Annotated in this window: 6 protein-coding genes; 2 read left to right on the forward strand and 4 right to left on the reverse strand. The window is 67.5% G+C overall.

What is annotated here, in order from left to right; genetic code table 11:
• Positions 1 to 124: 124 nt before the first annotated feature.
• The 4 genes from E2I15_RS28175 to E2I15_RS28190 form a co-directional block, all read right to left on the reverse strand.
• Positions 125 to 1,054 carry a CobW family GTP-binding protein gene (locus E2I15_RS28175; protein WP_137478841.1) on the reverse strand — a complete coding sequence of 310 codons (930 nt, stop codon included), beginning with the start codon at positions 1,052 to 1,054 and terminating at the stop codon, positions 125 to 127.
• Between the two features lies 1 nt (position 1,055).
• A complete protein-coding gene (locus tag E2I15_RS28180) occupies positions 1,056 to 2,546 on the reverse strand; it encodes an amidohydrolase family protein (RefSeq protein ID WP_137478840.1) in 1,491 nt (496 codons plus the stop codon).
• A gap of 153 nt (positions 2,547 to 2,699) precedes the next feature.
• Positions 2,700 to 3,092 (reverse strand): hypothetical protein, encoded by a 393-nt coding sequence (locus E2I15_RS28185; protein WP_246668054.1) that lies wholly within the window; start codon positions 3,090 to 3,092, stop codon positions 2,700 to 2,702.
• Positions 3,093 to 3,244: 152 nt separating this feature from the next.
• A complete protein-coding gene (locus E2I15_RS28190) occupies positions 3,245 to 5,101 on the reverse strand; it encodes an ABC transporter ATP-binding protein/permease (protein WP_137478838.1) in 1,857 nt (618 codons plus the stop codon).
• Between the two features lie 194 nt (positions 5,102 to 5,295).
• Here E2I15_RS28190 and rpmE point away from each other — a divergent pair, with 194 nt between their 5' ends.
• Together rpmE and E2I15_RS28200 are read left to right on the forward strand one after the other, a co-directional pair.
• A complete protein-coding gene (gene rpmE, locus E2I15_RS28195) occupies positions 5,296 to 5,523 on the forward strand; it encodes a 50S ribosomal protein L31 (protein ID WP_016845230.1) in 228 nt (75 codons plus the stop codon).
• Positions 5,524 to 5,884: 361 nt separating this feature from the next.
• A partial coding sequence (locus tag E2I15_RS28200) for an IS110 family RNA-guided transposase (RefSeq protein WP_155262594.1) occupies positions 5,885 to 6,814 on the forward strand: 930 nt, incomplete at its 3' end.

Raw genomic sequence — 6,814 nt, forward strand, 5'->3', positions numbered from 1 at the left:
TTCCCTCTAGTCCCGTCATCCTGAAGAGCGCGCAGCGGCGTCTCGAAGGGTCGACGGCCACCAGCCGGGCCGTGCATCCTTCGAGACGCGCTCCTTTTAGGATGACGGGAAATGGAGGTTTGCTTCACCCGGCTTCGACGCATCCCTGCATCACCTCATCAATCTCCGCGCCCGACAGAGCGCCCATCTCGGCGATGAACACGATTCGCGTGCGCGGCACGCCGGGCGACGGCACGCCCCCCGCAGCCAAGGTCGCGCGGCCGCCGGCGAGTTGAAACACGGTCAGCCGGCCGGGCTGCTCCACCGTCTCGAACAATCCCTTCGCCCGCGCCAGCTTCGGCGCCAGCCTGCCGATCGCCTGCTGCAAACGCGGCAGCAGCACCGGCCGCTCCGAGGTCCAGCTCAGCGTCTCGAAGCGATCAGACGCCGGCCGTCGTGGCTGGGTCTCGCGCGGCGCCGGCACATGATCGAGATCCGCCGGGAACAGCAGCGCGGCCGGCACCTCGCCATGCAAGGCATCGACCACCACGGCCGCCGGACGCACCGCGCGCACGGCGTCGCGGATCGCGGCACGCGCGGCGGCATCGGCGAGATCGACCTTGCTCAGCGCCACCACGTCCGCCGCCCGCAGCTGCGAGCGCAGCAGCGCATCGTTCAGCATCGCCGCAGGCTGCGTCGCGTCGACCACGCAGAGCACGGTCTCCAGCGGCGCCTCCTTCCAGATCACGGGATCCATCAGGTTGCGCACGATGTCGGCGGGATCGGCGATCCCGCTGGTCTCGATCACGATGAATTCGGGACGCGGATCACGCCGCAGCAGCGTCGCGAGCGTGCGCAGCAGGTCGCCCTCCAGCGTGCAGCAGATGCAGCCATTGCTCAGGCTGACCACGCCGTCGCCGGCGCCCGCGATCAGCTCCGCGTCGATATTGATCGCGCCGAAATCGTTGACCACGGCGGCGATGCGCCGCCCTTGCGCATGCGCCAGCAGATGGTTGACGACCGTGGTCTTGCCCGCCCCGAGGAAGCCCGCGACCAGCAGGATCGGGACCGGCACCTCAGCCCCCGGTGACGGGCCGGCGCACCGGCCGGCCGGGACGCGCCGCGACATCGAGCACGCCATCGCTGATCAGCGGCTGGCCGCTGACCACGAGATGCCGCACGCCCTCCGCCGGACGATTCATCGCGGAGAAGGTCGCGCGGTCGCTCAGTGTCTCGAAGTCGAACACCACGACATCGGCGTCGGCGCCGGCCTGCAGCCTGCCCTTGGCCCGCATCGCCGGCGTGCTCGCCGACAGGATCTCGGCCGGGATCAGCGCGCATTTGCGGATGCCCTCGAGCAGCGACACTTTCTTGCGCTCGCGCACCCATTCGCGGATGAAGCGGGTGAAGCAGCCCGCCGAGCGCGGATGCGAGGTGGCATCGTCGGGCAGCGGCCAGGCGTCGCCGCTGTAGGCGCGGCCATCCGACAGCGTCCACGGCATCGCGTCGGAGGCGATCGCGCCGCCCGGATACAGCACCGCCATGTCGAGCAGATCGCGATGATGCGCGTTGTTCTCGATGTCGAGCACGTGCCACAGCACCAAGGTCGAGGGCTCTTCGGCCTGTGCCGCCAGCAGCTCCTCGCGGCTGCCGAAACGGTGACCATCGGTCACGCGCTGCACCGAATCGTAGCCGAGGCCGTTGCGCTCCTCGAATTTCGGATCGCTGAAGAAGGTCGCCGCCAGCACGGTCGAGCCGGTGCCGTAGGGATAGGCCTCCACCGTGATCGGCAGGCCCTGCGCCTGCGCTTTCGCGATCAGCGCGACACAGCGTTCGATATCCGTCTTGCTCGACGAGTTGAAGTGGCAGATGTGCATGTGCGCGCCGGTGGCGCCGGCATAACCGATCAGGCGGATATAGGCTTCCGCCGCGCTCTCTGGATCGATCCGCGACATGTAGGCGACGTGGGTGAAGGTCGGCACCGCATGATCGGCCGCGAGCTGGCACACCGCGGTCAATTCCTGCACGCCGGCGCCCGGCGCATAGGCGTTGAGAATGCCGATGCCGATACCGCCCTCGTTCAGGCCGATCGCGAGGCGGTCGAGGATGCCTCCGACCTCGCCTTCGGTCGCGACGTTCTCGATCCAGCGGCGATCGCGCATCGCGGCGCCAAACGATTCCAGCGAGCTCTCCGAATTCGAGCCGGTCATCGCGCCGATGCGCGCGAAGGCCCAGTTGGCGGCAGCGCCGTAGTTCAGCACCCTGCCCTTCTCGGCCTGGCGCTTGTACCAGGACGCGACCGGCAACACGCCGGCCTCGAGGTCGAGCGAGGTCGTCACCCCGTCGAACGCCTGCATGCGATCGGCCGGAATGGTCTGGCCATGCGCGTGCAGGTCGATGAAACCCGGAGCCACCACGAGCCCGGTCGCGTCGATCTGCCGCTCGGCCCCGCCGAGGCCGCTGCCGACCGCGGCGATCTTGCCGTCGACCACAGCGACATCGCCGATCGCGTCCATCCCGCTGGCCGGATCCACCACCCGGCCGCCGCTGATCACCAAGCCACCCATCTCGCCACTCCCCGCATTCCGAAACCGACCGGTCTCCTGTCGAGCACAGAGAAGCGCATCGCACTGGTCGCAGCAAGCCGGCCAGGGTTGTGGCGACATGCTGTGACGGAATATCCGCCGCGCCGTGATGGCGATTGCAGAGTGAGGCCCTTCCTACGTTCCGGTTGCACGCCGCGGCGCCAGCCCGCGCCAGAGATCGAAGCCGGGCTTCACGCGGCTCGCCACGAGTTTCGGCGGCGTGCGGTCGTTGGCGATCGCCGCCTCGACCGCGCGCTTGAGCCTGACATTGTCGATCTGCGCCAGGAACCGCCGGATGACGCCCTCCTGATCCGCGCCTTGAGCGGAGATCGCCGCGCACAGCTCCGCGGTCGTCCTGCGGAAGAAATGGAAGGCGTCATCGGCCGCGCCGCCCAGCCGGTCGACCTCGCCGGCCACACCGAGCGCGTGCATCCGATCGTCGTCGTCGAGCGTCACTGCGAAGCGCAGCACGGCAAGCTGCCAGGCACGGAGCAGCTTGCTCTCCGGTTCGGTCGCATTCTCGCGCATCAGTCGAACACCCCGCGCGCCTGACCTCCTTCGGCTGCCGAGGGAGGTCGGGCGCGGCGCGACTATCCTTGCGCGGGAATAGGTTTTCGAGGGGAGCGCGCGCGCGATCGCATAGGAATCGCATAGGCGGAGCGCGCCGCGGCCCAATTCGCTCAGATTCCCTCGAACTGCAGTCGGGCCAGCCGGGCGTAGAGGCCGCCCGCGGCGACCAGCTCGGCGTGGGTGCCCTGCTCGACGATTCTGCCCTGGTCCATCACCAGGATACGGTCGCAGGACAACACGGTCGCCAGCCGATGCGCGATCACCAGCGTGGTGCGGTGGCGCATCAGTTCCTCCAGCGCGGTCTGCACCAGCGTCTCGCTCTCGGCGTCGAGCGCCGAGGTCGCCTCGTCGAGCAGCAGCAGCGGCGCATCGCGCAGGATCGCGCGCGCGATCGCGATGCGCTGGCGCTGGCCGCCGGACAGCGTCACGCCGCGCTCGCCGAGCTGGGTGTCGAAGCCGCCGGGCAGCCGGCGCAGGAATTCGGTGGCATGGGCGAGATCGGCGGCGCGCTCGACCTCGGCATCGGTGGCATCGGGCCGGCCGAACCGGATGTTCTCGCGGGCGCTTGCGGCGAACACCACGGAATCCTGCGGCACCAGCGCGATGCGCGCACGCACCTCGCCCGGATCGGCCTGCCGGATCGGCACGCCGTCGAGCGAGATCGTGCCGGACTTCGGATCGTAGAAGCGCAGCAGCAGATGGAACAGCGTGCTCTTGCCGGCGCCGGACGGACCGACGATCGCGACCTTTTCACCCGATCGCACCTCCATCGACACGCCATCGACCGCGAGCGCGTTGGGCCGGGTCGGATAGGCGAAGCTGACATGGTCGAAGCCGACATCGCCGCGCGCCGGCTGCGGCAGCGCGCGCGGCGAAGCGGGCGCCGCGATCTGCGGCCTGACGCGCAAGATCTCGAACAGCCGCTCGGCAGCGCCCGATGCGGCCGAGACCTCGCCCCAGACCTCGCTGAGCTGGCCAAGGCCGCTCGCGGCGAACGCCGTGTAGAGGATGAACTGGCCGAGCCGGCCCGGACTGATGGTTCCGACCAGCACGTCGTGCGAGCCGACCCAGAGGATCACGACGACGCTGGCGAACACGATGAAGATGACGATCAGCGTCAGCACCGCGCGCGCCTTGGTCGAGCTGCGCGCGGCCTGGTAGGCCTGCTCGACCTCGCCGGCAAAACGCGTCCTGGCGAGCCGCTCGCCGGTATAGGCCTGCACGGTGCGGATCGCATTGACCAGCTCCGAGGCATAGGCGCTGGCATCGGCCAGCGTGTCCTGGGCGGTGCGCGACAGCCGCCGCACCCAGCGGCCGAACGCCACCAGCGGAATCACGATGATCGGGATCGCGAGCAGCACGAAGCCGGACAGCCGCGGGCTGGTGATCACCATCATCGCGGCGGCGCCGAAGAACAGCATCAGATTGCGCAGCGCGATCGATACCGAGGCGCCGACCGCGGACTTGATCTGCGTGGTGTCGGCGGTGAGCCGCGACACCAATTCGCCGCTCCGTGCGGAATCGAAGAACGAGGGCGACAGCGAAATCAGATGCGCAAACACGTCGCGCCTAAGATCCGCGACGATGCGCTCGCCGATCGTCATCACGAGGTAGTAGCGCGAGGCGCTGGCACAGGCGAGCACCGCGACGACCGCGATCATCACGCTGAAATAGCTGTTGATCATCGCGATGCCTTCGGGCGTGAAGCCCATGTCGATCATCCGCCGCACCGCGACCGGCACGATCAGCGTGGTGATCGCGGCGATCGTCAGCGAGATCAGCGCGAGGATCGCCCGGCCCTTGTAGCGCGCCACATAGGGCGCGAGCGCAAGCAACGGCCGCAACCGGGCGCGGCTCTTCGCCGGCTCCGTGATCTGGCTCTCGATGAAGGCTTCCTCATCGAGCAACGCGTCGCGCGGGGGCTGCGGGGCGCCGCCCGGGGTCTCAAGCTGTTCGGCTACGCTCATCAATCTAGACCGGTTCTATCGCCCCCCACATAGGCCCGCCGACCCCCGGCTGGCAAATCCGGTAAAGTCCCAATCCGGTGATGGGCTTAGGCCCTTTCTTGGCTTGTTTTGGCGGGCTCCATGGGTTATAGACCCGCGCAAATCCCGTATTCCAGACATCTTGAGACGGGCGCCGGCGCGCCGAAGGAACTGTCATGAAAGCCGATATTCATCCGAATTATCATACGATTAAGGTCGTCATGACCGACGGCACCGAGTACCTGACCCGCTCGACCTGGGGCAAGGAAGGCGACACGCTGAACCTCGATATCGACCCCAAGTCGCACCCGGCCTGGACCGGCGGCACCCAGCAGCTGATGGACCGCGGCGGCCGCGTCTCGCGCTTCCAGAAGAAGTTTTCGGGCTTCCTCAAGAAGGACTAAAGTCCGCTTCGCAATCGCCCTGGCGATCACACGCAAAACGCCCCCGTCTCGGGGGCGTTTTTGTTCTTGGGGGCCGCTCCGGATCGGCGGGCTGAACGAGCCCACGATCCTTTCGATGCGTTGTCCTGGCGAAAAGCCAGAATCCATAGAGAGCTGCGGCCCCAGCATAGCAAGGCAATTCGCATTCGGGGTAATGGGTCCCTGTGTCTGGAGAGTCTGTCATGATGGGGTGGGTGGGAAGCCGTTGGGTCCTTGGCGCTTGACGCCGTGAGCCGGCTCGGTCTCCCGCCCGTTCCATCTACAAACCTGAACAGTTGCACGAGGCTGCGTCAACAGACCTCGCATCACAGGGACAGGCACCATGATCATATCCCTTCGTTACGTCGGAATCGACGTCTCCAAACACCATCTCGATATCTTTGATGAGGCCGTCGGAGTGCCGGAGCGCATCGCCAACGCGCCACATGCCATCACAGAGCTGGTGGCGCGTTGGCGATGCGATGCGTTGGTGGTGTTTGAGGCGACCGGGGTCTATGACCGCGAACTCCGCGAGGCATTGCGCCAGGCCGGCATCCGCTTCGCCCGGATCAACCCAGCACGAGCCCGCGACTTTGCCCGCGCCTGTGGACAGCTCGCCAAGACCGATCCGATCGACGCGCGCATGCTCGCCGCCTTTGCCCGCGCCATGCGGCCCGAGACCGAAGCCGTCATCACGCCAGCTCGCGAAGCCCTCACATGGCTGGCCAAACGGCGTGATCAAATGGTTCTGACGCGCAGCCAGGAGAAGAACCGTCGCAGCGAAGCCGCTGACCGTGCCATCGTCAGCCGCATCTCCCGCTTCATCGACTTTCTCGACGAGGAGATCGCCGAGATCGAGGCCGAGATCAGCGCGCTCATCAAGGCCGAGCCCGAGATCTCGGAAGATGCCCAGCTGATGCGCACGGTACCTGGCGTGGGGCCGGTCGCATGCACGCAGCTGATCGCCCAGATGCCGGAACTCGGCCGCATCGGGCCCAAGCAGGCAGCTGCCCTTGCCGGACTGGCTCCCTTCAATGTCGACAGCGGTACCTGCCGTGGCAAGCGCAAGATCGGCGGCGGGCGCAAGCGCGTCCGCGATGCCCTCTATATGGCCGCCCTGAACGCCGTCCGGCGCGCCGACCCCTTCAAGGTCTTCTATGCAAGGCTGCGCCAGGCCGGCAAACCGGCCAAGCTTGCCCTCATTGCCGTTGCTCGAAAGCTGCTCACCATCCTCAACGCCATGATGCGCGACAGAAAGCCCTATCGGACAGCC

The organism is Bradyrhizobium sp. BR2003 (genome assembly GCF_009720285.1).
Lineage (GTDB): Bacteria > Pseudomonadota > Alphaproteobacteria > Rhizobiales > Xanthobacteraceae > Bradyrhizobium > Bradyrhizobium elkanii.